The sequence below is a fragment of the Acidovorax sp. Leaf191 genome (assembly GCF_001424425.1).
In the GTDB taxonomy this organism is placed as follows: domain Bacteria; phylum Pseudomonadota; class Gammaproteobacteria; order Burkholderiales; family Burkholderiaceae_C; genus Acidovorax.
On sequence record NZ_LMPT01000018.1, the window covers coordinates 98,501 to 123,628 of the forward strand.

Below are 25,128 nucleotides of genomic sequence, written 5' to 3' on the forward strand. Positions count from 1 at the left end.
ACGACCTTGCGGTGGGCGGACCCCACCGCAGCGCCGGCATCGCCCCGAATCCGGTCAGTCCGTGATCCATCCGTGGTGGGCCACGCGCCATTTGCCATCGATGAGCCGCATCGGCAATGCGCTGCGGTTGAGCGCATGCCTTCCATCGGCCGCCACGCGCAGCGGATGGGCCATCATGCCCCCGCTCCACAGCGTCGTGCGCTCCAGCGTCTCGGCGACTGAGGCCCGGGTGATGGGGACTTCCATGCCCCTCATCACCTGCACCAGGGCACGTGCAGCGATGTAGCCGCCCTGCGACAGCGAACTGGGCTCGATCTGGCTGGCGACCAGCAGCCGGCGCCAGTCGGTGGTCTGCATGGAGCTGCTGGACCAGGGGTCGAACTCGGCCATGGCGTAGATGGCTTCGGTCGTGGCCAGGTCGCTCAGCCACCGTGCGGTGTGGGACGTGTAGGAGGCGGTGAGCAGCACCACGGGGATGCCGGCGAGCGCGGGGTGGCTCTCGCGCATCCATGCGAGCGACGGGCCTTCGGGGCCGGTGTAGACCACCGCCTGGCATTGGCGCGCGGCCACGCGCTGCACCACCGCTGGCAAAGCGTCTTCCAGTCGGTACACATCCAGCGACGGCGTGGCTGCCTTCATGCGGCGGGACCAGTCGTTCACGGCCTGCGTGAAGGCGTCTGTCATGCCGGGCAGGGCCGGAGACACCACGCAGATCCTGGCGCGCTGCAGCACCTGGTGCACAAAGGTCAGGGCGTTGGCGGTGGATACGTAGGGGCCGGCATTCATGGGCGCGATGTGCGACGACGCAAAGCAGGCGGGGTCCACACCCGCTCCGGGCAGGTTGAACAGCCGGGCCTGGGCATAGCGTGCGTGGTTCACCCCGCACTCCAGAACGCTCGAACCACCGGCCAGCGCGACCACGCGCACATCGTCGATCAGCGCCGCCGCGCCCTGGCGGGCAACGTCCGGACGCATCTGGTCGTCGACCACGGTGTAGTCGATGCGGCGCCCCTGGATGCCGCCGGCGGCATTCACCGTGTCGAAATAGGCGCGGGCCGCCTGCACGCTGGCGGACGACGCGCCGGGGCCGCTCAGGCTGCTCACGGCGCCCACCACGATGGGCGGCTTGTCGGCCGCCTGTGCGCAGGTGCCGGCACACAGTGCCAGGCTTGCGGCGGCGACGGAACCTCTCATGGCGCGGCCACCCGCCGGGGCCACAGGCCCCACAGCCCGCGCGGCGCGAACAGGCTCACGGCCATGGCCACGCAGCCCATCGCGATGAGGTACCAGCCGCCGGAGATTCCGAGGGACACGGCCAGCACCTCCCGCAGGGCAAACCACACCAGCACGCCCACCACCGGCCCCGCGATCGTGCCGATGCCGCCGATCATGGTGGCAAACAGCATCATCACGACCCAGTTGATGTCGAACGCGGAGCCAGGCACCAGGAACATGCCGCCCATGAAATACACCGCGCCCGCCAGCGCGCAGACCGCGCCGGAGATCACGAAGGTGACCAGCCGCACGCGCTGCACGTCGATGCCCACGCTGCGCGCTGCCACCTCGTTGTCCCGCACCGCCGTCACGGCCAGGCCCAGCCGGGACTGCATCAGCAGGTACAGGCCGGCGATGGAGCCGGCGCCGAGCGTGCAGGCCAGCCAGAAGCTCACCCGGGCGAACAGCTCCACGTCGTCCAGCGTGGACATGTCCAGCGTCAGGCCCGCATTGCCGCCCAGCCACGCCGTCTTGGAGACCACCAGCGTGACGATCTCCGCCACCACCCAGATGCCGATGGAAAAGTACGCATCGCGCAGGCGAAACAGCGCGGGAGCGACCACCATCGCCGCCAGCGCGCCCAGCACACCCGTCGCTGGCAGCAGCAGGTAGGGCGACAGGCCCGTGCGTTGCGTGACATCGAACAGCGCATACGCGCCGATGCCGATGAACAGCTGGTGCCCCAGCGACAGCAGGCCGCCATAGCCGGCCAGCAGGTTCCACATCTGCGCCATGCACAGGGCCAGGAGCACCTCGCTCGCCAGCCGCATCATGCCGGCATCCAGCCAGCGGGGCGCGAGGGTCGCCAGCGCGGCGGTGGGCAGCAGCCAGGCCAGCACGGTGAGGGCGGGCCGCTTCATGGTCGACCCCCTGCCAGGCCGGTGGGCTTGAGGATGAGGGTGCACAGGAACAGCAGGTGCGCGTACAGCGAGCCGGCATTGGAGTCGATGCGCTGGCCCACCAGCTGGGCCACGCCCAGCACCAGGCCGCCCGCCATGGCGCCCCAGAAAGAGCCCATGCCGCCGATGATCACGACCTCGAACGCGATGAGCATGCGTTCCACGCCCGAGAACGGCGTGAACAGCGTGCGCTGCGCGAGCAGGTAGCCTGCGCCCATGGCAAAGGCCGCAGCCAGCCCCATCACCTGGCAGAACACCTGCTCGGGCTTGACGCCCATCAGGCGCACCATGTCAGGAAAGTCCGCCGTGGCGCGCACGATGCGGCCGAACTCGGTGCGCCGCAGCACCCACTGCAGCGTGGCGAACAGGGCCAGCGCCAGCCCCAGCATCAGCACCGGGTACACGCCCACGGAAATGCCGAAAAGGTCCAGGCTGGCGCTGCCCAGTCCCCCCGCATCCACGGCGCGGGAGTCCGCGCCGAACAGCTCGACCATGCCGTTGCGCAGCAGCACCGACAGGCCGAAGGTGAGCACCATGGGCGTGAGCACGTTGCCCGTGCGCACGGCCCGGTTGAGCACGCACGCCTGCAGCAGCCAGCCGAACACATAGCCCAGCACCACCACGGGCAGCAGCATCGCCCACACCGGCACCTGGCTGAACCAGCCCACCAGAAAGAAGCCCGCGTAGGCGCCGAGCACGATGAACTCGCCGTGCGCCAGGTTCACCACCCGCATCACGCCGAACACCAGTGCCAGCCCCAGCCCGAACAGCGCATACAGCCCGCCCAGCAGCAGGCCGTTGATCAATGTCGATATCCATTCCATGTCTGTTCATTCCCCGAAATAGGCCGCTGTGACCTGTGCATTGCTGACGGCAGCGCTTGCGCCCTGCAGCGTGACCTGGCCCTTGAGGAGGCACGCCATCTGGTCGGACACGGCGCACGCGCGGGCCACGTCCTGCTCGACCAGCACGATAGACAGCCCCTCGCCGCGGATGCGGGCAAAGGTGCGGTAGATGTCCTCGACGACCAGCGGCGCGAGCCCGAGCGAGAGCTCGTCGCACAGCAGCAGGCGCGGATTGCACAGCAGCGCCCGGCCGATGGCCACCATCTGCTGCTGGCCGCCCGACAGCTGGGTGGCGTTGCGCTGCCGCAGGTCCTTGAGCACCGGAAAGGTGTCGTACACAGCATCCAGGGTCCATCGCCCCGGGCGGCGGGTGAGGGTGCCCATCTGCAGGTTCTCGTGCACCGACAGCGACGGGAACAGCATCCGGCCTTCCGGCACCATGGCGATGCCGATGCGCGCCAGCGCTTCGGCGCTGTGGTGCGTCACGTCGGCGTTGTCGAAGCGGATGCTGCCCCCGCGGGCGGCATGCAGGCCCGTGATGGCGCGCAGCAAGGTGGTCTTGCCTGCGCCGTTGGCGCCGATGAGCGCCAGCACCTGGCCTTCCTCCAGCGACAGGGTGATGCCCGACAGCGCCTGGAAGTCGCCGTAGAACACGTCGGCCGCGTCGATCTCAAGCAGCGGCATTGGCGGGCACTCCCATGTAGATCTCGCGCACGATGGCGCTGTCCATGACCGCGCCGGGGCGGTCCTCCAGCAGCTTGCGGCCGAAGTGCAGCACCATGATGCGGTCTGCCACGGCCCGCAGGGCCTGGGCGATGTGCTCGATCCAGATCACGGCATAGCTTTCCTTGAGCTGGTTGACCAGGTCCACCATCTGGTGCACCTCGCGCTCGGTCAGGCCGCCGGCCACCTCGTCCAGCAGCAGCAGCCTGGGCTGTGCCGCCACGGCCTTGGCCATCTCCAGCCGCTTGCGGTCCAGCAGCGGCAGGGCCCCTGCGGTTTTGGCCGCTGCAGACGCCAGGCCGCAGCGCTGCAGGGCCGCATGGGCGGCGTGCGCCGCCGCATCGCCGCGCAGCCCCGCCGCGAACGTGGCGGCGGCCAGCACGTTCTGGAACACGGTGAGGTTGCCGAACGGCTGCGGCACCTGAAAGGCCCGCGCCACGCCCAGGCGCGCGCGCCGGTGCGCAGGCAGGCCGGACAGCGCGTGGCCGTCAAGCACGATGCGGCCGGCGTCCGCCCCCACGGTGCCGGTGAGCAGATGGAACAGGGAGCTCTTGCCGGCGCCGTTCGGGCCGATCACCCCCAGGCATTGGCCGACCGAGAGATCGATATCGATCGCATCGGCCACCACAACCCGGCCGTAGGCCTTGCACAGGCCTCTGACTTGCAGTGTCACGGAGATGTCCCTTCAGGAGATTTGCGAGAGCAGTTCCAGCCGCCCGCCCAGGGGCACGGCAGGGGCGAGCGCGTTGTTCACCACCACCAGCTCGTACGGGTGCTTGGCGCCTGCCGCCGTGCGGCGCCACTGGCCGCCGGCGAGCGCGGTCCTGGCCACGCTCTTGATGGGGCTGCCCTTGAAGTCCACCATGCCCACCAGCGTGTCCAGCGTGGTGTTCTGGATGGCGTCGCGCACGGCCTTGCGGTCGAACGGGTTGCCCGCCGTCTTGAGGGCATGCAGGCCCACCTCCCACAGGGCGTGGGCGTAGCCCAGCGGCTGCGTCCACTGGTTGCCGGTGTCCTTCTCCCACTCGGCGGCGAAGTCCGCGGCGCTCTGGCCGGTGAGCGAGGACTTGTACGGAAAGCTCGGCGACCACCAGACCTCGGTGGACATGCCGTTGCCCGCCGCACCCAGGGCCTTGAGCGCGCTGGGGAACAGGAAGGCCCCCGCCACGGTGCAGGCCTGCGGCTTGAAGCCCTGCTGCTGCGCCTGCTTCCAGAACGTGGCGAAGTGGCTCTCGTACATGAAGCCCGAGACGATGTTCGCATCGGCTTTCTTGAAGCCCGCGATCTGGTTGCTGAAGTCGTCCGTCGCGACCTTGAAGAAGCCCCCGTTCGACTCGCGGTAGCCGGTCTTGCTCAGCACCGGCGGCATGCCCATCAGCGGGTCGGCGAAGGCCGCGCCCGGCGGGTTGTCGATGTACAGCGTGCCCACGGTGCGGTTGGTCTTGGCGCTGTCCCACAGCGACACGAAGGTCTTGACCACGTCGTCGGCGCCCCAGAAGAAGTGGAACGAGAACGGAAACCCCTTGCTGACCTTGCCGTTGCGGGCAAACAGGAAGGCCTGCCAGGGCGACATGGTGCTGACCATGGGGATGCCGTGCACGTCGCACAGTTGCCCGGCAGGGGTGGACGCATCGCCGTCCTGCACCAGCATCAGGTCGACCTTTTCGCGCAGCACGAGCTCGCTGGCCACCTGCACCGACCGGTTGGCATCGGACTGGTTGTCGCGCAGCAGGATCTCCACGGGCACCTGCTGGCCACCGATGTCGATGCCGTTCTTGAGGCGCTCGCGCAGCTTGGCCAGGTGCCACTGGTCGGCCACGCCGAACGGCGCACGCGGGCCGGACAGGGCGGTGATGTAGCCGATGCGCAGGGTCCTGGGCTGCGCGAAGGCAAAGCCCGCCACGCTGCTGGCAGCCGTCAGCGCCAGAGAGTTCCGCAGGAACCGGCGGCGTGGTGCCTGGGGCAGCGCGGCTGCTGCGGGAGGTAGTGGCTTGGTCATGGGGAGACTCCAGAAGTGAGGATGACGAGGTCAGGCGTGGGAAGCGACGGCGAGGGCGCCGGTGAATTTCTGCAGCGTTCGGGCGATGAGCCCGGGCTCCATCCCCTGGGTGATGAACACCAGGAGCGAGCGTCGGTCCGCGCCCGGCCAGGCAGGCAGCCGCCGGGGCGGGTGCACCAGGTGCTGCGCGGCATGCACCACCAGCGGCCGGTCCGGGTCATCGGCGGCCTGGATCAGGCCTTTGAAGCGCAGCATGTGGTCTCCCCGCATGGCAGCCATCATTTCCAGCCAGTGCTGGAACACATCGGCCTGCAGCGGCTCGTCGAGGGCAAAGCACTCGGTGACGATGTCCGTGGCATGGGGCGGCGCAAATCGGTGCAGAACGGACGAGAGCGGGGGCTCCTGGCCTGGCGCTCCGCGCAGCAGCCATCCGCGGCCGATGCCGGGCAGCCCGGGGCTGCTGCGCGGGCGTGCCAGGAACTGGTGTTCCAGGTCCTGCAGATGCGCCGAATCCAGCTGGCCTTGCACCACCAGGTGCTGCGGTGCGCTGCCGTTGGTACGGGCCAGGCATTGCTGCAGTGCCTGCAGCGCTGGCGCACCGGCCAGGTCGGTCTTGGTCAGCAGCAGGGTGTCTGCCATGGCGACCTGCCGGCGCGCCTCTTCATGGCGCTGCAGCGTGGCGGCACCGTTGCAGGCGTCCACCGTCACAGCCACCCCGGACACCCGAAACCGGCGCGCCAGCGCGTCGTGCGTGGCCAGCGTGTGCAGCAGCGGCAGGGGGTCCGCCAGCCCGGTGGTCTCTACCACCACGCGGGCGAATGCCAGCTCGCCGCGCTGCCGGCGGGCGTGCAGTTCGGTCAGGGTGTCGACGAGGTCTTCGCTCACCGTGCAGCACACGCACCCGTTGGGCAGCACCTGAACGTCGGGGGCGACGTGCTGCACCAGCAGGTGGTCCAGGCCCATCTCGCCCAGTTCGTTGACGATGACGGCGGTGTCGCTCCATTCCGGGCGCTGCATGAGTTGCTGCAGCAGCGTGGTCTTGCCGCTGCCGAGAAAGCCGGTCAGCACCAGGACGCACAGGCGCGGGTCGTCTGTCATGCGGCCGCCCCGTGCACGCAGCGGCCCTCGAACCAGGTCTGCAGGGCGCGGGTCGCCCCCAGCTGGTGCGGCGGCGCCTCGAACAGGTGCGTGTCCAGCACCACCAGGTCGGCGGACTTGCCCACTTCGAGCGAACCCGTGAGGTGGCCCAGCCCGATGGCCTGCGCCGCCTGCAGGGTGTAGGCGCTGAGGGCCTCTTCCACGGTGATCGCTTCTTCGGGGCACAAGGTGCCCGGCAGGCGCCCGGTGGGGTCGCTGCGCGTCACCATGCCCTGGATGGCGGGCCAGGGGCTGGGGTCGGGGACCACGGGCCAGTCCGATCCACCAGCCACCAGCGCGCCGGCATCGATCAGCGAGCGGATGGGCGCGACCCGGTCCACGCGGGGTTGGGGCACCGTGGTGCGGATGGCGTCGATGATCACGCTCGGAAACCACAGCGGCGGCGACAGGTCGGCCACCACGTCCAGCTCGGCAAAGCGCGGAATCTCGGCCGGGTCGATGAAGCTGGCGTGGGCGATCTGGTGGCGCAGGCCCGGGCCGTTGAAGCTGCGCAGCACATCGATCGCATCGAGCGCCGCGCGCGTGGACGCGTCGCCCGTGCAGTGGATCTTCACGCGGATGCCGCGCCGTTCACTGTCGGCCAGCACCTTGGCCAGCTGCGGCACGGTGAGGGTGGTGCCGCCGCGAAAGCAGCAGCCGTGCACCGCGTCGGGCAGATACGGCTCCAGCATGGCGGCGGTGCGCGAGGTGGGTACGCCGTCCAGGAAGATCTTGCCCGCGTCGGGCATGAAATGCCGGGTGCGAAACTGATCGCGCAGCGCCAGCAACTCCTCACCCGCCTCGCCGGGGGCGAGCGGCGCGTCGGTCACCGGCACCGATCCCACCACCCAGGCGCTCAGCTGGCCCTGGTCTTCCAGGCCCTTGACGGCACGCAGCACGGCGCGGGTGGTCAGTGCCTCCTGCATGCCGGTGACGCCGCAGGCATTGAGGCGCCGCACCGCATGGGCGGCAGCTTCGATGTCCAGCTCTGGCGTGGCATCCATGGCCTTGGCCAGCGCAATCTCCACCAGGCTGCAGGCGGCCTCCAGCAGCAGGCCGGTGGCTTCGCCCGTGGCCGGATCGCGCACGATGCGGCCATTGGCGGGGTCTGCGGTATCGCGCGCGATGCCCGCTGCGGCCAGTGCGGCGGAGCTGACGAAGCGGTTGTGGTGGGAGTCGTCGCGCAGCATCACGGGGCGGCCGCCCGCCGCTGCGTCCAGCCGCTCGCGGGCAGCGTGGTCGAGCTGGTCCATCAGCGACGACCCCCAGATGCCGCCCACGATCCATTCGCCAGGGGCCTTGCGGGACGCGGCCTCCCGCACCGCCGCCAGCACCTGGTCGAGGCTGAACACCGGCGGCACGAACATTTCATACAGCTCGGCCCGGCCGGCCCAGACGAAGTGGTTGTGCACATCCACCAGGCCGGGCACGACCATGGCGCCCGGCAGGTTCACGACCCGTGCGCCGGGCAGTGCCGCCTGGGCTTCCTGCAGGGTGCCGACGGCCACGATGCGGCCTTCCTGCACGGAAATTGCTTCGGCCCAGGGGCGATCGGCCGCCATCGTGCAAATGCGCGGGTGGCAAAGAATCAGGCTCGGCAGCATGGGCGTGTCAGTGGTCATGGGCAGGTGTCTGTAGGTCGATGGGGTGAACAACGAGGGAATCCACCGTGGCGCGTCTGGCGGCAATCGGTACGCTCAGGGCCTGTGGTGGGTGCAGGCTGGCGTTGGCGCACTGCGTTGGGTGCGACCTGCGACGCCGGCCATCGAATTCATTTCTTTTTTATGAGCCACAGTGCCTCTGCATACCTGAGCAAGCCCGACGAACTGTTGCTGGACCTGTACGCCAGTGCCGCGCAACCGGCGCGCTGGACCCAGTCGCTGGACAGGCTGTGCCTGTCCACTGGCGCGTGCTCGGCGGTGGTGCAGGCATTCCGCTTCGAGCAGGGGCGCGCGTGCATCCTGTGGTCGGCCCGCGATTCGCGGACCCTGGCCGGGCTGGCCAGGGAGCCCCACGGGCTGGCCGATGGCGACAACCCGCGGCTGAATCTGCACCGGGCGCTGCGCGGGCTGGACCGCGTGGCCGGCGATGAAGTGCTGTTCGACCCCGGGGACGAAGCGCGGCCCCAGCTCGAGCAGCGCCTGGCCATGCTGGGCCTGGGCCGTTTCATCGGCACGTTGCAGGATGTCGGCCGTGGTGTGTACCTGGGCCTGGCGCTGCACCGGTCGGTGCAGGACTCGGGAGATTTCAGCGAGCAGCACGCCCACCGGCTGGCCGATCTGGCGCCGCATTTCGGCCAGGCGTTCCTGCTCACCGAGCAGCTCAACGCGTCGGTGCAGCGTGATGACCGCCTGCGCGAGTTGATGGATGCGCTGCGCTTTGGCATCGTGCTGAGCGACGACGAGGGCCGTGTGCAGTGGGCCAACCGCCAGGCCCTGGCCTTGCTCGGGCCCGAGGCGGCCCTCACACTGCGCGGCGAATCCCTGCAGGGCCGCAGCACGGTGGAGACGCGCCGGCTGCTGGACCAGCTTGCCAAGGTGCAGAGCGCACCCGGGCAAGAAGTCGGCTACATCCGAATGGGGCAGGGCGCGCAGTCGCTGCACGTGGCCGTGCAGGCCGCGGGCGAACCCGGGGCGCTGATGCTGGTCATCTCGGCCGCCGACCAGACGCTGGACCTGCCGCCCGGCGCGCTGGAAAACCTCTTCGGCCTGACGCCGACCGAGGCCCGCCTGCTCGCGGCCCTGGCGACCGGCAGCTCCGTGGAGGACTATGCCGTGCAGCGCGGCGTGTCGGTGGGCACTGCACGCGTGCAGCTCAAGCAGATACAGGCCAAGACCGGCCAGCATCGCCAGTCCGACCTGGTGCGCCTGGTGCTGTCGTCTGCGGCTGCGCATCTGTCGGGGCCGGACAGGTGGAGGGTTCGCTGAGCTCAGAACGTCCAGGCCGCACGCACGGCGAACTGGGTGCCCTGCGAGCGGTTGCGGGCGCCGAACTCCTTGTAGACATGCGCCCAGACCAGGGGCCAGTCGGAGCCCAGCTCGAAGAAGCTGATGCTGGGGCCGAGCGCCACCACGCGTGAGCGGTTCCCGTCCTGGAAGCGCACGCCATTGACCTTGTCGTCGGTGAGCTGCCTGTACAGGTAGCCGCCCATACCGAACGTCCACGGGCCCACGTGCTGGCCCACGGCGAAGTCATGCTGGTACTCCATGCCCGAGCGGTACTGCGTGTCCTTGTTCTTGCCGTGCACATTGACCTGGATGTTGGACGACACCTCGAACCCGCCGGGCGTGATGTAGGTGAACGCGAACGTGGGCGACGCCGTCCAGTGGTTGGTGCCTGCGTTGATGATGCGGGTGCGGTCGTACGAGCCAGTGGGCAGCTGCAGCTCCACGCGGGCGTTCATGAACACGCCGGGCGAGGGCGTCCACTTCACGATCACCGGTGCCACCTGCACGTCGCCAATGGCCCGGTTCTCGCCGCTGAGCGCCAGCGGGCCCACTGGCGTGGGCACATTCAGGCGGTTTCGCATGTCCAGGTACGGGACGACGGCCGAGAAGCCGTAGGTGCCGCCGAGCAAGGGCGTGTCCGTCATCTTCACCACGGCTGCACCGACGCTGGTCGCCCGGATCTTGATGCCCACGGGCGAAGCATTGCCGTTCGTGTCCTTCAGGCGCGTCGCGCTGTACTGCGCGGCGCGCACCCCCACGGTCGCCACATCCGATGGTGGGGGCAGCATGCCGGCGCCGAAATCGAACACCCCGATGGGGGTGATCGGGGCGCCGTTCTCGACGGCTTGCGCTGCGCAGGCCAGGCCCAGGATGCCGGCCGTCACCAGGTAATTGCGCGGGCGGATGGATGAAATTTGCATGGAATGCGTCTCGTGGAGGGAGGGTGGGTGGAAGAAAGCGTCTGTCTGTGCCAGAAGGTTAGGCAGGGGGCAGGGCGGCGGCACCTACCAAACGGGATATGCCGCGGTAGGGGTTTCTTCGGGGACCTGCATGCCGGGCGCTCGCCGATATTTCAGGCCCGCACCGTGGTGGCCCCGCGGGGCATGCAAGGAGGATCGTTGGTGAGAAACACGCAGGACGAAAGCGGCCCCGTGCCGCCAGGCGAAGCCGGCATGCGCCTGGGGCAGCACCGCGCCGATACCGCGGATGTGCAGGAGCACGCGAGCTCGTTGCCGCAGTGGGCGCTGCAGTACGAGCAGCTCTCGCAAGGCGTTTTCCAGGGACGGGTGGAGCACATCGCGCTGCCCGGCGCGTACATGGTCCGCGAGACCATGAACCGGTCCGTGCGCCAGCGGGGCGAGATCGGGCGGCACATGTATGGATTCGCGATGGTGCTGGAGCCCGATGGCCAAGCCATCTGCAACGGCCAGCGCTTCGGCGCGGGCGCGCTGCTGGTGGGCAGGGGCGATGACCTGGATCTGTGCAACAGCGGCGCGTCGCAGATCGGCGCCTTCTCGGTGGACTGCGATGTGGTCGAGGAACTCTCGCAGCGGATCTTTGACCGCCCCGTGGCCCCGTGGCTCGATCAACAACTGGCGGTGGCCGTGGACCCGGCCGTCGCGCAGGCACTGCGTGCGCAACTCCACCAGGCCTTTGCCGTGGCGCGTGCTGAAGATCAGCCCGCCGCGGGAACGCCCCAGGGGATGGCGCGGATGCGCGACGAGACTTTGCTGGCGTTTCTGGACTCGCTGCCGCTGCGGGCAGATACCTCGCACCTGAAATCCATCGCCTTGCGCCGGCGCATCGTGCACCGGGCGCGGGAGATGATCATGCAGCGCCCGGACGACCCGCCTTCGCTTCCCGACATCTGCCGCCACGTGGGCGCGAGCCTGCGCAAGCTCAACTATTGCTTTCAGGACATCGTGGGCATGAGCCCTGCGCGCTATCTGCGCGTGCTGCGGCTCAATGCCGCGCGCAGCCAGCTGCGGGCGGGCCACCGCCAGTGCGGCGGCGTTCACGATGCTGCGGCGCGCTGGGGGTTCTGGCACCTGGGGCTGTTCGCCGCGGACTATCGTCGCCAGTTCGGAGAGCTGCCGTCCAGGACGCTGGCCCTGCGACAGGCCGCAGGCACGGCTGGAGGCTGAACGCTCCTGCCGCCGCTTTCGGGTATTCACGCGGCAATGTCGCTGCACAAAGACTGCAAGATGTAACGCAATCCGGCCGCACTTGCGGTGGTTGGCGACCGATAGGGATCCTTTGCGTGTTCTCGGTGCGCTTTAAAACTTGCAAGTCCGCCAGGTTTTGGCACCATTTCACCCATCCACCTTGGTCGCATGCCCGCGTGGGGACCCGCGCGACCATGGCAACACCCCACTTGGAGGAAGCGTAGTGAAGTGCCCCCCTGTTCTGGAGTCAGAAGCCGCACGTCTTCAGGCGCTTTCCGATTACGGGCTTCACAGCGACCGCCCCTTGCCGAGCCTCGATTCCGTGGTGCAGATCGCCGCCAGGGTGTTCGGCATGCCGGTGGCCGCCGTGAACCTCGTGGGCGACGACCATGTGTTCTTTGCCGCCAGCACGGGTTTCGAGGGGCAGCGGGTGGACATGCGGCGAGACGTGTCGTTTTGCGCGCATGCCATCGCCAAGAACGAGGTGCTGGTCGTGCCGGACGCGACCCGCGATGCGCGCTTCTACGACAACCCGCTGGTCACCGGTTTTTCGGGCGTTCGGTTTTACGCCGGCGTGCCGCTGTACTCGCCGGCTGGTTTGCCGCTCGGTGCGCTGTGTGTGCTCGACAGCGTGCCGCATTTCGATTTCTCGGACGATGACCGCGCGCGTCTGTCGGACCTGGCCCAGATGGCCTGCGACCGTCTCGAACTGCGCAGGCTGGAGCACTCCACGGAGCGGGCGCGCCAGCCCTTCGGCGCAGATGCCCGCACCTCGCCCACGGCGGTGGTGTGGTTTGACGAGGGCCTGCGGATCATGGCCTGGAACAGGGCCGCCGCGGCCATCTTCGGGTACACGGCGGCAGACGGCCCGGGCCGGATAATGCCAAGCTTCCTGGCGGAGCGCCACCGCGACGCCGTGGCGCAGCTCGTGGCCCAGGCTGCCACCGCCGGGACGGCCGATGGCTTGGTGGTGCCCGACGGCTTGCGCGGCGTGCGCCAGGACGGCTCGGAGTTTCCTCTGGGGCTGGCGCTTTTTTGTTGGACCGACCAGGGCAAGCTCACCTTCCATGCGCATCTGCACGACCTGTCGGACAGCCACGCGCATTCTGCCGAGCTTCGCAGGCTGGCCACCACCGACCTGCTCACAGCACTGGCCAACCGCGCGAGCCTGTATCGGCGCATGGAAGAAGCGATGGCCGGGCCTGCGGGGGCCTGCCTGCTGATCATCGATATCGATGGCTTCAAGGAGGTGAACGACGCGCTGGGGCCTGCGGTAGGCGATGCCGTCCTGCGCGAGGCCGCCCGGCGGCTGGTCGAGTGCGCCCCTTCCCTGGCCACGGTGGCGCGCACCGGTGGGGATGAATTTGCGGTGCTCATTCCCGGGTGCACCAGCCGCGCGGAGTCGACCGCGGTCGCCCGAAACATGGTCGAGAGCCTAGCCGACCCGGTCAGTGTGAACGGGCAGGAGATTCTCATCACGGCGGGCTGCGGCCTGGCCACGTCGCCCCACGACGCGCACGAGGCGCTGGAGCTGTTCAGCAATGCGGACCTCGCGCTGTTCAAAGCCAAGAGCCACGGGCGCGGACAGGTGTTCGCGTACGTGGCGGACCTGCGCATGGAGGCCGCGGCCCGCAGGCTCTACAGCATCGAGCTGCACCGCGCCGTCAGCGAGGGCGAGTTCGTGTTGTTCTACCAGCCGCAGATCAGGCTGAGCGACGGTGCGCTGCGCGGCGCGGAGGCGCTGATCCGTTGGCAACATCCGCAGCGGGGCCTGTTGTCGCCAGCGGCCTTTCTGCCCGCGCTCGAGAGCGGCCCGCTGGCCGCGGTGGTGGGCTTCTGGGTGCTGGACGAGGCGTGCGCGCAAGCGGCACGCTGGCGCCGCAGCGGTGCCAGCGACTTTCGCATGGGGGTGAATCTGTTCAGCGCCCAGTTCAGGGTGAACGACATGGTGGCGGAGGTGGCCGCTGCGCTGCAAAGACATGGTGTGCCGCCGCAGGCCCTGGAGCTCGAGATCACCGAGAACATCGTGCTGGACGATGACGACCTGGTGCTGGGGGTGCTGCACCAGCTTCGCGACATGGGGGTGGGCATTGCGTTCGACGACTTCGGCACCGGGTACGCATCGCTGAGCCTGCTCAAGAAGTACCCGCTGAGCCGCCTGAAGATCGACCGGTCATTCGTGCAGAACACGCCGGAGTCTGCGCGTGACACTGCCGTGGTGCGCGCCGTCCAGGACATGGCCCGCAGCTTCAACCTGGAGACGGTGGCAGAAGGCATCGAGACCGCCGCGCAGCGCGACTATCTGCAACGCATCGGCTGTGAGGAGGGGCAGGGCTACCTGTTCAGCCGACCGGTGTCTGCCTACGAATTTTCCGAGGCGTTCCATCTGCATACCCCGCAAGTGATGGCGCAAAGGGCGTGAAAGCCGGCGCGGTGAGTTCCGGTCTGGCGCAGGCATCGGCCAGTACCGCCTGGCTGCAATGGCCCATCTTCACCGCAGAAGAAAACAAAAAGCCCAACAGCCCGCATATGCGGAGTGTTGGGCTTCTGGGCCGTGGTCCTCAGTGCCGTGCAGCTGCGCAGCTGCTCTTCTTGACGCTCATCTTCAAGCCGCGGCGAGGTGTTCGTCCATCAGTTCCTGCTTGCGGGCCTCGACCTCGTCGCGCATCGCCACCAGGTCCAGCTTCTTGGCCGCGCGGGCTTTCGGGAACATCTCGTTGCGCTCTTCCTTCACATGGTGGTCGATGTATTCGCCCAGCACCTTCACCTTGGCGTTGAACTCTTCGTCCGCGGTCTCGGCCGCTTCGATCTGGGCAATCAAGTCCTTGGCGGTCTGGTGCTCCACTTCCGCTTCGGCGATCAGGTCGGTTTCCTTGATGGCATTGCGCACTGCGGGGTAGAAGATTTCTTCTTCCACCTGGGCATGTACCGTCAGCTCCATGCAAATCTGGCGCGCGAGGTCCAGGCGCGACTGGGCGGCGCTGCGCGCCTTGGATTCGGTCAGAGCATCGAAATCCTTGAACATCTTCTTGACGGCCTTGTGGTCGGCATCAAGCAGATCGCACACGTCTTTCTGGCGTTGGCTGGTAGGCATGGGGAAAACTCCTGTGGGGTTGATATGGATATGCAACACCCATGTTCAGGATGCGGCGCAGGCGCTTTTGTAGGCGCACACCCTTGCTTTCCGTCATCACCCCGGATGCGCACCGCTGCAGGCGCGCCTGCATGGCCGGCGATGCCGGTCGCCGCCTTGCGATCTACGCTTCAGTTGTCGCGCCATCTGCCGATAACCCTCAGATAACAGCGGAGGAGAAGCATCGAAGATGAGCACTGTAGGCCTTGCCACTCCCTCTGCGGCCGTGCCCGTGCCTGTGCGCAGCTCCATGGGCGCGTCGTCGGTGTCGGTGGCGTCCCCGTCGCCTGCCGCCGGCGGGCCCGATGCCTCCGCCCGGTCCGTGCCCGTCACGTCGTACACGCCGGGCAGCGCAACGGCTGCCTACACCGCCAGCACGGCGGGGGGCGATCAGCGCTTCCTGCATGTCACGCAGATGCCGGGCAGCCTGGAGACGGCGCAAGCCACCTATGAAGCACTCCTGAACGTGCAGACCCGCGGCGGTCAGATGCAGGTCTGGGAACAGGCGCCCGATGATGCGCTGGCCGAGATCATGGGCCGCAACGCCAGTGGAACGACGCAGCAGGGGCGGCTGGCGGGTGTGGGGAGCGCATTGCTGGAACAGGTGGCCAGCACGGGGGCAGGGTACCGCCAGACCATCATGAACATCGGTGCGGCCTACTCGCCCGGCCAGATCCAGCGCAAGGCCGCCGATGCGCTGTGGGCCTTCCAAAGCAGGCCCAGCGCCAGTGCGGAGCTGTCCATCGAGACCGCCTCGGGCGCGAAAGTGCGTTTGTCCATCACGGACCAGAAGGAATACAGCCCCACCGGGTCCGGGATGTCGGTCTCCATCGAAGTGGACGGTGAACTCACCGCGCAGGAGCGCGATGCGCTCAAGGCCCTGGCGGCAGGGTTCGACGCAGCCGTGCAGGGCTTGGCAGGCGACGAGCCGCGGCTCGACCTGGAAAAACTGCTCCAGTTCGACAGCAAGGCGCTCGGGCGCGTGGAGCTCAAGTTCGAGCGCTACGGCTTCGACAACGAAGGCAAGCGGGTGCTGGAACTGGGCGCCGACCTGCGGCTCGATGCCAGCCGCCGCGAGGTCGAGATCAAGACGCGCGAAGGCGTGGTGGCGATGAACACCGACCTCCGGCAGCCTGCGCAGTGGGGCAGTGCTGCCCAGAAGGACAGGGCGGTGGCGCAGTACCTGGGCCGCATCGATCAGGCCGCAGAGCGTGGCCGGGCCAACCCTGGCCTGGTGGAGCTGTTCAAGTCCACCTTCTCTGCCATGCACGCGAGCTACCCCAGCGAGGGCCGTGACAGCAGCCGCCTGGGCATCAGTCCGGGCGCGCTGCCGCTGCGCAGCGATGCGCAAGCGTTCAGTGCCGAGGACCAGAGCCTCATGACGGGGTTGGCAGACTTTCATGCCAGCATCGCGGCCACCACGCGCGCCACCAACCCGCGGCGCACGCAGGAGCGGGATCAATTTCAGTACACGCTGAACCAGTCCACCGACATTGCCGGAACCTCGCGCGGCACCCGCGCCGTCGCACAGACGCAAACGTCCAAGCTCTCGGCCGCATACCACCAGTCGCTGTTGAGCTCGGCCGCGCCCAAGTTCGACTCCACCGCCGCGTCGCAGAACTACTACTACAACACGGTGGAGGACAGCAGCACGACCGAGATGCGGCTGGCCTATGACGATGACGAGCCCACGCGGGCCACGCTGACCCACCAGGCATCGCAATCGCTGCACAGCCTCAAGGTCGAAAACAACCAGGTGGTGGGCAGCCAGACCACGCCAGGCCAGCAGTCGAGCTACAAGGACCTGCTGCCCCTGATCAAGGAGCTGAAGCGCCAGCAGCGCGACCAGGAAGCGTCCGAACGCGATCGGCAGGACACGCTCGACGCCTTGCACACCCTGGTGCTGCAGGTCTCCGGCGCCTGACGGGCCCAGGCGAGCGGCACTGCAGCGCGGCAGGTCAGCCGCGGCCGACGAAAGGCATCTTGGTGGCCATCACCGTGTGGAACAGCACGTTCGCTTCGAGCGGCAGGTTGGCCATGTACAGCACGGACTGGGCGACGATGTCCACATCCATCAGTGGCTCCACCGCGATGTCGCCGTTGGCCTGCGGAACGCCCTTGGCCATGCGCGACGCCAGGTCCGTCATGGCGTTGCCGATATCGATCTGGCCCACCGCGATGTTGTACTGGCGACCGTCGAGCGACGCTGTCTTGGTCAGGCCCATGACGGCGTGCTTGGTGGAGGTGTAGGCGGCCGAGTTGGGCCGGGGCGTGTGGGCAGAGATCGATCCGTTGTTGATGACCCTGCCCCCCTGCGGGGCCTGGTCGCGCATGACGCGAAAGGCCTGCTGCAGGCAATAGAACATGCCGTTCAGGTTCACGTCCACCACATCGCGCCACTGCTGTGGCGTCCAGTCGAGAAAAGACCCCGGCGGGTTGCCGCGTCCGGCGTTGTTGAACAGCAGATCCACGCGGCCGAATCGGGCCACCGTTTGCGCAAAGAGCCGCTCCACGGCCGCAGGGTCGGCCACATCGGTGGGCACGCACAGCATCCGCTCGTCCGCGCCGGACAGAGCCTGGGCCTGTGCCGCCACCTCATCGAGCAACGCGCTGCGCCGCCCGGCAAGGACCACGCTGTACCCATCGCTCGCCAGGGCGAGCGCCACGGCCTTGCCGACTCCGGAACCTGCGCCCGTGACGACGGCGACTCTCTGCTGCTTCATGTGGAATGCTCCTTGATGGCGTGCTCGGCGGACCCCGGAATGTGCAGGGCGGGCCGGCGGATGGTGAGCCGTCATTGTGCGTGATCGGGTCTCGCCTTGAGCGGCGGCACGGGTTTGCCATCTGCAGGGCACGCACTCCCGCAGGATGCACCTGCGCGCGCTGCGCAGGCGCGGCGGGCTGGTGTTGGCGATGAAGTGCTGGTGCTTGGGCGGTGGCTCCACCGCCGCGGCCCGACTCATTCGATCTTGATGCCGGCGGTCTTCACGATCTGGCCGTACCGCACGTACTCTGCGGTCACCTGGCGCTGGAACTGCTGCTGCGGGTAGCCCGTGGCGTCGATACCCTGGGCGGCCAATTCAGCGCGCGCCGCGGGGGTCTGCACGATGCGCCCCACGTCCGCGGCAATGGTGTCCAGCACCGGCTGCGGTGTGTTGGCAGGCGCAAAAAGGCCAAACCAAGTGCCTGAGCCGTAGCCCGCATAGGTCTCCGCAATGGCGGGCACGTCCGGCAGCAGGGCGTTGCGCTTGTCGCCGGTGGTGCCCAGTGGCGTCAGCCTGCCGCTGCGGATGTGCGGCAGTGCGGGGCCCAGGGCGATGAACATCACTTCGACCTGGCCGGCAATCACGTCCTGCAGGCCCATGGGGCCGCCGCGGTAGGGGATGTGCGTGGCGAAGAAGCCGGCCTGCTGCTTGAGCATCTCCATGCTGAACTGCAGGGCGCTGCCGTTGCCGGCCGAGGCGTAGCTGTAGCGGCCCGGCTGGGCTTTGGCGGCGCGCACGAAGTCGCCCAGGCTGCGAAACCCCGTCTTGGGGTGGGCCACCAGCACGAAGTCCACATGGCCGAGCGAGACCACCGGAACCAGGTCGCGCTGCGCGTTGTAGGGAAGGTTGCTCTGCAGGTTGGGCAGGATGGTGATGGGGCCGTCACCACCCACCAGCAGGGTGTGGCCGTCCGCCGGTGCCTTGGCCAGCGCATCGGCCGCCACGATGCCGCCGGCGGCGCCGCGGTTGTCCACCACCACCGCGTGCTTCCATTGCTCGGACAGGCGCTGGGACAGGTAGCGCGCCAGCACGTCGGGCGCACTGCCGGGCGAGTTGTGCACGGTGACGCGCACCGTCTTGGTGGGGAAGGGCGTGGCGGGCGCTGGCTGCGCCAGCGCGGCACAGCTTGCCCACGCGGCGAGCCACAACACGACGAGGGACTTGAAGGGGGCTGCGGCGGCGTGCATGGTGATAGCGGTCGTGGACAGGAGCGGTGGAGGCGCGATTGTCTGGCCCTGCTGCTCTCAGGAGAACGACCGATTTGTCACATGCTTAGCTGCAAAGCGCCATATGAGCGGCGCCGCCCACCCTGGCCGCGCAAAGAAAAAACCGCCCGAGGCCGAAGCCTGAGGCGGTTGTGCCGAAGCGGCGGGGCCTGCTTACTTGGCCGCCTTGCGCTTGGCGGCCTTGGGATCGACGGCGGCCTTGAACTTGGCACCAGCGACGAACTTGGGCACGGTAGTGGCAGGGATCTTCAGGGCGGCGCCCGTGGAGGGGTTCTTGCCTGTGCGGGCGGCCCGCTTGGCGGACTTGAAGGTGCCAAAGCCCACCAGTTGGACGGTGTCGCCCTTCTTGACGGCCGTCTGCACGGTCTCGATCAGCGTCTCCAGCACGGCGTTGGCCGCAACCTTGGACAGATCATTCTTGGAAGCCAGGATATCAACGAGTTCTGCGCGGTTCATGGATGCTTTCACACAAAGATGGATGAGGTGCGCTATTTATAGCGCAAGCGCTGCCCGCCGGGCGCACTTGTTCTGCGCATATGCAAAGTCGGCGACGCTGAACGTCTATTTTTTCACAACGCCTGCATCCGGCCAAGGGTCAGGCGGCGGCGTCAGGTGGCCGCGTCAGGCAGCGGCGCCCGGATGTCCGACAGAAACTGCCGCGCGCGCGGGTGCTGCGGGCTGTCGAAGAACGCCTGGGGGCTGGCGCGCTCCAGCACGCGCCCCGCGTCCATGAACCAGATGCGGTCGGCCACCTCGCGCGCAAAGCCCATTTCGTGCGTGACGCACACCATGGTCATGCCGTCCCGCGCCAGGTCGCGCATCACCGACAGCACCTCCCCCACCATCTCGGGGTCGAGCGCGCTCGTGGGTTCGTCGAACAGCATGATGCGGGGCTCCATGGTGAGCGCGCGGGCAATGGCCACGCGCTGCTGCTGGCCGCCCGACAGCTCGGTGGCGTGGGCGTGGGCCTTGTGCGCCAGGCCCACGCGGTCCAGCAGGGCCAGCGCGCGCTGGCGGGCCTGGTCTGGCGACCCCTTGCGAAGATGCAGCGGCGCCAGCGTGCAGTTGTCCAGCGCCGTCAGGTGCGGAAACAGGTTGAACTGCTGAAAGACGAAGCCGATGCCTGCGCGCAGCACGTTCAGGTTGAGCTTGGAGGCGTGGATGTCCTGCCCGTTGACGGTGATGCGGCCTTTGTCGACGGGCTCCAGCCGGTTGATGGTGCGGATCAGCGTGGACTTGCCCGAGCCCGACGGCCCGCACACGACCACGACCTCGCCGGCGGCGACGGTCTCGGTGATGTCTGCAAGCGCGTGGTAGTCGCCATACCACTTGTTGACGTTGTCGAAGGTGATCATGGTGCGGCCCCCGCAGCGGGGGCGTGGAGAGGCATTGGGCGCGCAGCGCGCTGCGCAAGCCGGTGCTCCAGCCAGACCGCGAAGCGCGTCAGGCCGAAACACAGCACGAAATAGGTGAACCCCAGCACCAGGTAGACCTGCGTGGGCAGCGTGAACACGAGCGTGTTGATCTGCGAGGCGATGAACGACACCTCGGCCAGGCCGATGATGTAGCCCAGCGACGTGGCCTTGATGGTGGAGACGAACTGGTTGACCAGAGACGGCAGCATGTTGCGCAGTGCCTGGGGCAGCACCACCAGGCGCATGGACGCCAGGTACGGCAGCCCCAGGGAGCGCGCGCATTCCATCTGCCCCCGGGGCAGGCCGCGGATGCCGGCGCGCACGATCTCCGCCAGGTAGGCGGCGTCGAACACCACCAGCGCGATCAGCATGGTGGTGAACTGGCCGGTCTTGTGCCCGGTGATGCTGGGCAGGAAGAAGTAGGCCCAGAAGATCACCATCAACAGCGGTGTGCCGCGCACCACGAACACCAGCGCGCTCACGGGCCATCGCAGCCAGACCCAGGGGCTGACCCGGGCCAGGCCGAGCAGCAGGCCCGCGGGGATGGCCAGCAGCAGGGCGCACGACGCCAGGAGCAGCGTCAGCGCCAGGCCGCCCAGCGGCCCGTCGGGGTACTGGCCGATGAGGAAGAAAAGCCAGTAGGCATCGAGCATCTCGAGAAAACGCATGGTGGCGTGCCTCCTGTCATGCCGAGCGTGGCGGGTACCGGTGCTGGTACCACGCCGCAAGCGCGGTGATGGCCAGCGAGACGCCGAGGTAGCTGACCGTGGCGAACGTGAACGCTTCGAAGCTCTTGAAGGTCGCGCTCTCGACCTTGGCGGCCTGGTACATGAGCTCGGCCGTGCCGATCACGGTGGCGATGCTGGTGTCCTTCCACAGGTTGAGGGTTTGCGACACCAGCGGCGGCACGCTGGTGCGCACGGCCTGCGGCAGCACCACGAGCCGCATGGCGGGCACGAACCCCAGGCCCAGTGCGCGTGCGGCTTCCAGCTGCACCGTGGGCACGGACCGGATGCCGCTGCGGATGTCCTCGGCCATGAAGGCCCCGGCATACAGGCTGAGCGACACCACGGCCGCGATGGCCTCGATGTTGTGCTGGTAGAGCCATTCCCTGGCCGACTCCGGAAGGAGTTCGGGCGCACCGAAGTACCAGAACAGCATGTGCGCGAGCAGCGGGATGTTGCGCTGCGACTCCACGAACAGAAAGCCGGTCCAGCGCAAAGGCGCCAGCGGCGCCAGGCGCAGCACGGCCACCAGCAGGCCCAGCAGCAGGGCCAGGGGCAGCGTGACGGCCAGCAGGGTCAGCGACAGGCGCAGGCCTGCCCAGAGCATGGCGTGGTAAGGGCCCGCGAGCAGCAGCGAAAAATCGAAAGTGGGCATACAACAAAAAGCGGCGGCCTGCCTCTGTGTGAAAAGGCAGGCCGTCCTTTGGGCCTTCAGCGATCAGCGATCAGGGGACCAGCGTGCAGCGCTCAGCCGTTCACCTTGTCCGATTCGAAGCGGAACGTGCGCTTGGCGAACTTGAGCTTGCTCTGGGCGCCCCACCACTTTTCGTACAGCTTCTCGGCGTCGCCCGAGGCTTCAAGGCCGCGCAGCGTGTCGTCGATGGCCTTCTTCAGCGCGGTTTCACCCTTGCGGATGCCCAGGGCCAGTGGCTCGACGTTCAGGTTCTGCGGAAGGATCAGGTAGTCGCCGCCCTTGGCGCCCAGCTTGGCCACGTCGTTGTACAGCGACGACTCGTCGTTGACGTAGGCAATGCCCTTGCCCTGCTGCAGCGCCTGGAAGGCCTGCTGGGTGTTCTCGAAGGTCACGACCTCGGCAGTCGGCACGGCGCGCAGCAGGTTGGGCTCCTGCGTGCCGCCCTTCACGGTCAACACCTTCTTGCCGGCCAGGTCGGACACGTTCTGGATGCCGCTGCTCTTCTTGACCAGCACCTTGGAGCCGGTGACGAAATGGGTCAGGCCGAAGTCGATCTGCGCCTCGCGTTCCTTGTTGTGCGTGAGGGATGCGGCCAGCACGTCCACATGGCCCTGCTGCAGCTCGGGGATGCGCGCTGCCACGGCCAACTGCTTGAACACGGGTTTGACGCCCAGCTTCTTGGCCACCGCGGTGGCGATGTCGATCTCCTAGCCGATGAAGCCGCGGGTCTTGGGGTCCACGAAGCTGTTGGGCTCGTCGGTGCCCAGAACGCCGAAGACGATCTCACCCTTTTTCTTGATGTCGTCCAGTTGGTCGGCCTTGGCGGTGATGCCCACGAGCGCCAGCGCGGTGGCCGCAATGAAACCGGTGAGGGATGTGAATTTCAGTCGCATGGTGTGATGAATGAAGGATGCTGGTGGATAGGGCGCTGGCCTGCACAGATGCCCTTGCAGGCGGACAAGGCGCAGCGCCAGCGAGAGCCGCGACGATAGGCGCGCGCCCCGACCCGACCAACGAAGGAAAGCGCATATCCAAATCCGTTCAATGAGCGGCATGCAGCGGCGCGGCTGCGTTACCTTGCGAGCGAGTGCGCAGCTTTTGCCCGGCCGCACATCCACCGTGACGCGATTTCTTTGGATGTTTATTTCATAAACAAGCAACAAATCATTCGTTCCGTGTGGAACAAAGCATCCCTACAGTCGGCAGCTCCCATGCACCAGCCCCTGCGAACCGAGCGCGAGAGCCCCCAATGACTGCCACTGCCACCCGTTCTCCTGCCCCCGTACAGAACTTCGAGATACGGCCCTTCGATGCGCCCGTGGGCGCCGAGGTCGTGGGCTTGGATATCTCACGGCCCATCAGCGACAGCGAGTTCGCTCGCATCCACCAGGCGCATCTGGACCACCATGTGCTGGTGTTCCGCGACCAGCAGGTGACGCCTGCGGCCCATGTGGATTTCAGCCGGCGGTTCGGTCCGCTGGAGATCCACGTGCTGCACCAGTTCCAGCTCAAAGGGCACCCGGAGATCCTCATCGTCTCCAACATCAAGGACAACGGCGAGCCCATCGGCCTGGGGGATGCCGGCGTGTACTGGCACTCCGACATCTCGTACAAGCCGCACCCCAGCCTGGGGTCCTTGCTGCACGCGCAGGAGCTGCCCAGCGAAGGCGGCGACACGCTGTTCGCCGACCAGCACCTGGCCTGGGAGGCCCTGAGCCCCGAACTGCAGCAGCGCATCCTGCCGCTCAAGGCCGAGCACAGTTACCTCGCCAAGTACGAGGAACTGCGCTCCAAGAACCCCTGGCGCCCGAAGCTCTCACAGGCGCAGATCGACCAAGTCTCGCCCGCTGTGCAGCCCGTGGTGCGCACGCATCCCGAGACCGGCCGCAAGGCGCTATTCGTGAGCGAGCACTTCACCACGCGCATCGTCGGCCTGCCGCAGGCAGAGAGCGATGCGCTGCTGGCCGAACTGTTCGCGCACAGCGTCAAGCCCGAGTTCATCTACCGCCACCACTGGCAGCCGCACGACCTCGTCTTCTGGGACAACCGCTCGCTGATGCACCTGGCCGCCGGCACGCCCGACCACCTGCGCCGCAAGCTCTACCGCACCACGATCCAGGGCGATGCACCGTTCTGACCACCATCCTCCAGAGAGAAACACAAACCCATGAAGAACTTCACACGCAAAGCCACTGCCATCGCCACCGGCCTGGGCCTTGCCTTCGGCAGCCTTGCCGCCCATGCAGAAGGGCAGATCCGCATCGCCCAGCAGTTCGGCATCGTCTACCTGCTGCTCAACGTGGCGCAAGAGCAAAAGCTGATCGAAAAACACGCCAAGGCCGCCGGTGTGGATGCCAAGGTGGAATGGGTGCAGCTCTCGGGCGGCTCCGCCGTCAACGATGCGCTGCTGTCGGGCAACATCGAGATTGCCGGCGCCGGCGTGGGGCCGCTGCTCACCATCTGGGACCGCACCAAGGGCCGGCAAGACGTGAAGGGCGTGGCGTCGTTGGGCAACTTCCCGTACTACCTGGTCACCAATAACCCGAACGTGAAGACCATTGCGGACTTCACCGACAAGGACCGCATTGCGCTGCCGGCCGTGGGCGTGTCGGTGCAGTCGCGCGTGCTGCAGCTGGCATCGGCCAAGCTCTGGGGCGACAAGGAGTTCAACAAGCTCGACAAGATCAGCGTGGCGGTGCCGCACCCCGACGCAGCCGCCGCCATCATCAAGGGCGGCACCGAGATTTCGGCGCACTTCGGCAACCCGCCGTTCCAAGAGCAGGAGCTGGCGGGCAACCCGCAGGCGCGCATCGTGCTCAAGTCCTATGACGTGCTGGGCGGCCCCTCGTCGGCCACCGTGCTGTACGCCACCGACAAGTTCCGCACGGAGAACCCCAAGACCTACAAGGCCTTCATCGATGCGCTGAACGAGGCCTCGCAGTTCGTCACCGCCAACCCGGAGAAGGCGGCGGACATCTACCTCAAGGTGAGCAACGCCAAGACCGACCGCGACCTGCTGCTCAAGATCATCAAGAACCCCGAAGTCCAGTTCAAGATCACGCCGCAGAACACCTACGCGCTGGCCGAGTTCATGCACCGCGTTGGCGCCATCAAGAACAAGCCTGCCTCTGCCAAGGACTATTTCTTTGCAGACGCGCACAACGTGGCGGGGAACTGAC

At 67.7% G+C, this 25,128-nt stretch carries 22 protein-coding genes and 1 pseudogene; 6 read left to right on the top strand and 17 right to left on the bottom strand.

Annotated features, from left to right (window positions below; genetic code table 11):
• Positions 1–54: 54 nt before the first annotated feature.
• From ASG27_RS12160 to ASG27_RS12195, 8 genes are read right to left on the bottom strand one after another with little or no spacing between them, the layout of a single operon-like run.
• Complete coding sequence (locus tag ASG27_RS12160; protein ID WP_156370711.1) at positions 55–1,194, bottom strand: ABC transporter substrate-binding protein; 1,140 nt, start codon at positions 1,192–1,194, stop codon at positions 55–57.
• Positions 1,191–2,135, bottom strand: a complete 945-nt coding sequence (locus tag ASG27_RS12165; RefSeq protein ID WP_056417337.1) for a branched-chain amino acid ABC transporter permease — start codon at positions 2,133–2,135, stop codon at positions 1,191–1,193. The genes ASG27_RS12160 and ASG27_RS12165 overlap by 4 nt, the downstream gene beginning before the upstream one ends.
• Complete coding sequence (locus tag ASG27_RS12170; protein ID WP_056417341.1) at positions 2,132–2,998, bottom strand: branched-chain amino acid ABC transporter permease; 867 nt, start codon at positions 2,996–2,998, stop codon at positions 2,132–2,134. The genes ASG27_RS12165 and ASG27_RS12170 overlap by 4 nt, the downstream gene beginning before the upstream one ends.
• A 6-nt stretch (positions 2,999–3,004) precedes the next feature.
• On the bottom strand, positions 3,005–3,703 hold the full coding sequence (locus ASG27_RS12175; RefSeq protein ID WP_056417344.1) for an ABC transporter ATP-binding protein: 699 nt from the start codon (positions 3,701–3,703) through the stop codon (positions 3,005–3,007).
• Complete coding sequence (locus ASG27_RS12180) at positions 3,690–4,415, bottom strand: ABC transporter ATP-binding protein (protein WP_082485967.1); 726 nt, start codon at positions 4,413–4,415, stop codon at positions 3,690–3,692. The genes ASG27_RS12175 and ASG27_RS12180 overlap by 14 nt, the downstream gene beginning before the upstream one ends.
• A 12-nt stretch (positions 4,416–4,427) precedes the next feature.
• Positions 4,428–5,741: an ABC transporter substrate-binding protein gene (locus ASG27_RS12185; RefSeq protein WP_056417350.1), complete on the bottom strand. Its 1,314-nt coding sequence runs from the start codon at positions 5,739–5,741 to the stop codon at positions 4,428–4,430.
• 30 nt (positions 5,742–5,771) lie between these two features.
• Positions 5,772–6,839: a CobW family GTP-binding protein gene (locus ASG27_RS12190; protein WP_056417353.1), complete on the bottom strand. Its 1,068-nt coding sequence runs from the start codon at positions 6,837–6,839 to the stop codon at positions 5,772–5,774.
• Positions 6,836–8,500: an amidohydrolase gene (locus ASG27_RS12195; RefSeq protein WP_056417356.1), complete on the bottom strand. Its 1,665-nt coding sequence runs from the start codon at positions 8,498–8,500 to the stop codon at positions 6,836–6,838. The genes ASG27_RS12190 and ASG27_RS12195 overlap by 4 nt, the downstream gene beginning before the upstream one ends.
• A 162-nt stretch (positions 8,501–8,662) precedes the next feature.
• Between ASG27_RS12195 and ASG27_RS12200 the strand changes: the two genes are divergently transcribed.
• A complete protein-coding gene (locus tag ASG27_RS12200) occupies positions 8,663–9,805 on the top strand; it encodes a helix-turn-helix transcriptional regulator (RefSeq protein WP_056417359.1) in 1,143 nt (380 codons plus the stop codon).
• 2 nt (positions 9,806–9,807) lie between these two features.
• Here ASG27_RS12200 and ASG27_RS12205 read toward each other — a convergent pair whose 3' ends face one another.
• Entirely contained in the window at positions 9,808–10,746 is a 939-nt protein-coding gene (locus ASG27_RS12205; protein WP_056417362.1) for a SphA family protein, read from the bottom strand.
• 201 nt (positions 10,747–10,947) lie between these two features.
• Here ASG27_RS12205 and ASG27_RS12210 point away from each other — a divergent pair, with 201 nt between their 5' ends.
• Together ASG27_RS12210 and ASG27_RS12215 are read left to right on the top strand one after the other, a co-directional pair.
• The gene (locus tag ASG27_RS12210) at positions 10,948–11,970 is read left to right on the top strand and encodes a helix-turn-helix domain-containing protein (RefSeq protein ID WP_162240447.1); all 1,023 of its coding nucleotides are present in this window, start codon (positions 10,948–10,950) and stop codon (positions 11,968–11,970) included.
• Between the two features lie 325 nt (positions 11,971–12,295).
• Positions 12,296–14,413 (top strand): putative bifunctional diguanylate cyclase/phosphodiesterase, encoded by a 2,118-nt coding sequence (locus ASG27_RS12215; protein ID WP_235504025.1) that lies wholly within the window; start codon positions 12,296–12,298, stop codon positions 14,411–14,413.
• Positions 14,414–14,596: 183 nt separating this feature from the next.
• Here the strand turns inward: ASG27_RS12215 and ASG27_RS12220 are convergent, their stop codons facing one another.
• Positions 14,597–15,085 (bottom strand): hemerythrin domain-containing protein, encoded by a 489-nt coding sequence (locus tag ASG27_RS12220; RefSeq protein ID WP_056417371.1) that lies wholly within the window; start codon positions 15,083–15,085, stop codon positions 14,597–14,599.
• Between the two features lie 229 nt (positions 15,086–15,314).
• Between ASG27_RS12220 and ASG27_RS12225 the strand changes: the two genes are divergently transcribed.
• Complete coding sequence (locus ASG27_RS12225) at positions 15,315–17,048, top strand: hypothetical protein (protein ID WP_156371525.1); 1,734 nt, start codon at positions 15,315–15,317, stop codon at positions 17,046–17,048.
• 34 nt (positions 17,049–17,082) lie between these two features.
• Here the strand turns inward: ASG27_RS12225 and ASG27_RS12230 are convergent, their stop codons facing one another.
• The 7 genes and pseudogenes from ASG27_RS12230 to ASG27_RS12260 all read right to left on the bottom strand — a co-directional run bounded on the left by ASG27_RS12230 (position 17,083) and on the right by ASG27_RS12260 (position 22,842).
• Complete coding sequence (locus ASG27_RS12230; protein ID WP_056417377.1) at positions 17,083–17,847, bottom strand: SDR family oxidoreductase; 765 nt, start codon at positions 17,845–17,847, stop codon at positions 17,083–17,085.
• Between the two features lie 236 nt (positions 17,848–18,083).
• Complete coding sequence (locus ASG27_RS12235; RefSeq protein WP_056417379.1) at positions 18,084–19,076, bottom strand: Bug family tripartite tricarboxylate transporter substrate binding protein; 993 nt, start codon at positions 19,074–19,076, stop codon at positions 18,084–18,086.
• Between the two features lie 192 nt (positions 19,077–19,268).
• Complete coding sequence (locus ASG27_RS12240; protein WP_369817143.1) at positions 19,269–19,583, bottom strand: HU family DNA-binding protein; 315 nt, start codon at positions 19,581–19,583, stop codon at positions 19,269–19,271.
• Positions 19,584–19,723: 140 nt separating this feature from the next.
• Positions 19,724–20,470 (bottom strand): amino acid ABC transporter ATP-binding protein, encoded by a 747-nt coding sequence (locus ASG27_RS12245; protein ID WP_056417380.1) that lies wholly within the window; start codon positions 20,468–20,470, stop codon positions 19,724–19,726.
• On the bottom strand, positions 20,467–21,198 hold the full coding sequence (locus tag ASG27_RS12250; RefSeq protein ID WP_056417383.1) for an amino acid ABC transporter permease: 732 nt from the start codon (positions 21,196–21,198) through the stop codon (positions 20,467–20,469). Before ASG27_RS12250 ends, ASG27_RS12245 begins: the two co-directional genes overlap by 4 nt.
• 16 nt (positions 21,199–21,214) lie before the next feature.
• Positions 21,215–21,910, bottom strand: coding sequence for an amino acid ABC transporter permease (locus tag ASG27_RS12255; RefSeq protein ID WP_056417386.1), 696 nt, complete (start codon positions 21,908–21,910; stop codon positions 21,215–21,217).
• A gap of 92 nt (positions 21,911–22,002) precedes the next feature.
• A pseudogene (locus ASG27_RS12260) lies at positions 22,003–22,842 on the bottom strand (ABC transporter substrate-binding protein).
• Positions 22,843–23,198: 356 nt separating this feature from the next.
• Between ASG27_RS12260 and ASG27_RS12265 the strand changes: the two are divergent.
• A complete protein-coding gene (locus tag ASG27_RS12265) occupies positions 23,199–24,086 on the top strand; it encodes a TauD/TfdA dioxygenase family protein (RefSeq protein ID WP_056417390.1) in 888 nt (295 codons plus the stop codon).
• Between the two features lie 30 nt (positions 24,087–24,116).
• Positions 24,117–25,127, top strand: coding sequence for an ABC transporter substrate-binding protein (locus tag ASG27_RS12270; protein WP_056417393.1), 1,011 nt, complete (start codon positions 24,117–24,119; stop codon positions 25,125–25,127).
• Position 25,128 lies beyond the last annotated feature (1 nt).

Bases quoted from the DNA above. Each gene is read 5' to 3' on its own strand.
- ASG27_RS12160 (WP_156370711.1), bottom strand. From the start codon at position 1,194: ATGAGAGGTTCCGTCGCCGCCGCAAGCCTGGCACTGTGTGCCGGCACC.
- ASG27_RS12165 (WP_056417337.1), bottom strand. From the start codon at position 2,135: ATGAAGCGGCCCGCCCTCACCGTGCTGGCCTGGCTGCTGCCCACCGCC.
- ASG27_RS12170 (WP_056417341.1), bottom strand. From the start codon at position 2,998: ATGGAATGGATATCGACATTGATCAACGGCCTGCTGCTGGGCGGGCTG.
- ASG27_RS12175 (WP_056417344.1), bottom strand. From the start codon at position 3,703: ATGCCGCTGCTTGAGATCGACGCGGCCGACGTGTTCTACGGCGACTTC.
- ASG27_RS12185 (WP_056417350.1), bottom strand. From the start codon at position 5,741: ATGACCAAGCCACTACCTCCCGCAGCAGCCGCGCTGCCCCAGGCACCA.
- ASG27_RS12190 (WP_056417353.1), bottom strand. From the start codon at position 6,839: ATGACAGACGACCCGCGCCTGTGCGTCCTGGTGCTGACCGGCTTTCTC.
- ASG27_RS12195 (WP_056417356.1), bottom strand. From the start codon at position 8,500: ATGACCACTGACACGCCCATGCTGCCGAGCCTGATTCTTTGCCACCCG.
- ASG27_RS12200 (WP_056417359.1), top strand. From the start codon at position 8,663: ATGAGCCACAGTGCCTCTGCATACCTGAGCAAGCCCGACGAACTGTTG.
- ASG27_RS12205 (WP_056417362.1), bottom strand. From the start codon at position 10,746: ATGCAAATTTCATCCATCCGCCCGCGCAATTACCTGGTGACGGCCGGC.
- ASG27_RS12220 (WP_056417371.1), bottom strand. From the start codon at position 15,085: ATGCCTACCAGCCAACGCCAGAAAGACGTGTGCGATCTGCTTGATGCC.
- ASG27_RS12225 (WP_156371525.1), top strand. From the start codon at position 15,315: ATGAGCACTGTAGGCCTTGCCACTCCCTCTGCGGCCGTGCCCGTGCCT.
- ASG27_RS12230 (WP_056417377.1), bottom strand. From the start codon at position 17,847: ATGAAGCAGCAGAGAGTCGCCGTCGTCACGGGCGCAGGTTCCGGAGTC.
- ASG27_RS12235 (WP_056417379.1), bottom strand. From the start codon at position 19,076: ATGCACGCCGCCGCAGCCCCCTTCAAGTCCCTCGTCGTGTTGTGGCTC.
- ASG27_RS12245 (WP_056417380.1), bottom strand. From the start codon at position 20,470: ATGATCACCTTCGACAACGTCAACAAGTGGTATGGCGACTACCACGCG.
- ASG27_RS12250 (WP_056417383.1), bottom strand. From the start codon at position 21,198: ATGCGTTTTCTCGAGATGCTCGATGCCTACTGGCTTTTCTTCCTCATC.
- ASG27_RS12255 (WP_056417386.1), bottom strand. From the start codon at position 21,910: ATGCCCACTTTCGATTTTTCGCTGCTGCTCGCGGGCCCTTACCACGCC.
- ASG27_RS12265 (WP_056417390.1), top strand. From the start codon at position 23,199: ATGACTGCCACTGCCACCCGTTCTCCTGCCCCCGTACAGAACTTCGAG.
- ASG27_RS12270 (WP_056417393.1), top strand. From the start codon at position 24,117: ATGAAGAACTTCACACGCAAAGCCACTGCCATCGCCACCGGCCTGGGC.